Source organism: Pacificibacter marinus (assembly GCF_018860665.1).
In the GTDB taxonomy this organism is placed as follows: Bacteria; Pseudomonadota; Alphaproteobacteria; order Rhodobacterales; family Rhodobacteraceae; genus Celeribacter; species Celeribacter marinus_A.
In genome coordinates, this window is sequence record NZ_JAHKPK010000044.1 from 1 (window position 1) to 1,086 (window position 1,086).

Annotated in this window: 2 tRNA genes and 2 rRNA genes (1 of these 4 only partly in view); all 4 read left to right on the plus strand. The window is 43.8% G+C overall.

What is annotated here, in order from left to right:
• A 16S ribosomal RNA gene (locus KO497_RS12745) occupies positions 1-311 on the plus strand; the annotation flags it as partial.
• A 112-nt stretch (positions 312-423) separates the two neighbouring features.
• Positions 424-500 (plus strand) — tRNA-Ile (locus tag KO497_RS12750).
• Positions 501-537: 37 nt separating this feature from the next.
• Positions 538-613 (plus strand) — tRNA-Ala (locus tag KO497_RS12755).
• Positions 614-889: 276 nt separating this feature from the next.
• Positions 890-1,086, plus strand: a 23S ribosomal RNA gene (locus KO497_RS12760); its annotated part runs 488 nt beyond the window's last position; the annotation flags it as partial.

The window sequence follows — 1,086 nt, forward strand, 5'->3', positions numbered from 1 at the left end:
GTTCCAGCTTAGGGTCGGAATCGTTAGCGAAGTCGAGAGATGGAGCTAATCTGAGAAAGCCGATCGTAGTCCGGATTGGAGTCTGCAACTCGACTCCATGAAGTCGGAATCGCTAGTAATCGTGGATCAGAATGCCACGGAGAATACGTTCCCGGGCCTTGTACACACCGCCCGTCACACCATGGGAGTGGGCTGCAAAAGAAGTGGGTAGTTTAACCTTCGGGAGGACGCTTACCACTTTGTGGTTCATGACTGGGGTGAAGTCGTAACAAGGTAGCCCTAGGGGAACCTGGGGCTGGATCACCTCCTTATACATAAAGTTATGAGATTTACTCGTGTCCACACAGATAATTAATTACGAATTGTGAGCAAGAAGAAGTTACAGGAAAGTGGCATAAGTTAGCGCTTGTGACTCACAAATATAGGCCTGTAGCTCAGCTGGTTAGAGCGCACCCCTGATAAGGGTGAGGTCGGCAGTTCAAGTCTGCCCAGGCCTACCAATCTTTCTGGTGAAAGATAATCCATTTAGAAATAAATGGGGCTATAGCTCAGCTGGGAGAGCGCCTGCCTTGCACGCAGGAGGTCTGCGGTTCGATCCCGCATAGCTCCACCACCACTTCTTCTTATATGAACATGAGCTCAAATAAATATGCATTTACTTAGTGTTTATTTATTTGAGTTTTTAATGACTCAATTGCTCTTTAACAAATTGGAAAGCTGAATAAAAAATAAAGGTATAAACCTTGTTGGCTATTTTTATAATAACTAACAAGTAATTTGTATCACTGTAAGAGAAAACTCAAGCGTTATTTATGTCGATTGTGTTTTTAGCGAACGCAATCAAAATGGCATAACCTACGACTTAGTGCGAGAGCATTTAAGGTTGTATGGTTAAGTGAATAAGCGTATACGGTGGATGCCTTGGCAATTGGAGGCGATGAAAGACGTGTTAATCTGCGATAAGTCTGGTTAAGGTGATAAAAACCGTTATAGACCAGAATTTCTGAATGGGGAAACCCACTGCATTTTGTGCAGTATCGCATAGTGAATACATAGCTATGCGAAGCAAACCCGGAGAACTGAAAC